Annotated in this window: 1 protein-coding gene; it reads left to right on the plus strand. The window is 72.2% G+C overall.

The features are described from left to right. Positions 1-146: 146 nt before the first annotated feature. Positions 147-475: hypothetical protein (locus AC2JF9_RS08785; RefSeq protein WP_500727000.1), on the plus strand; the 329-nt coding region annotated here is incomplete at its 3' end.

The raw sequence follows: 475 nt of genomic DNA on the forward strand, positions 1-475 counted from the left end.
GCTCGCCGGCGGCCTCCGCTGGGCGATCGCGGACTGACCGCATTCCCCTCCCGCCGGCGAGCGGGGAGGGCGAAGGTGGCGAGCCTTCCCTTGCCAAGCCGCGCGCGCCTGTTCCACAAAGTTGCCAGGCAAGAGAGAGGATGCACATGACCGACCGCGCCGGCTTCACCCGCCGATCCCTGATCGCCTCCGCCGCCGGCGCGGCGAGCCTCGTCGCCCTGCCGCGCGAGGTGCTCGGCGCCACCGCCTCCACCCTCGCCCCCAGCGACCGCGTCAACGTGGCGATCATCGGCGCCGGCGGCATGGGGGCGAGCAATGCGGTGAAGCTCACCGGCCAGAACATCGTCGCGCTCGCCGATCCCGACTTCGCTTATGTCGACAAGTCGCTGCGCGGGGAGGACGGGGCGATCCAGCCGGAGCGGCAGGCGCTGAAGGACGCTTACGACCGCGCCGCCAAACATGCGGACTACCGGCG

The organism is Lactobacillus sp. C449L (genome assembly GCF_059900815.1).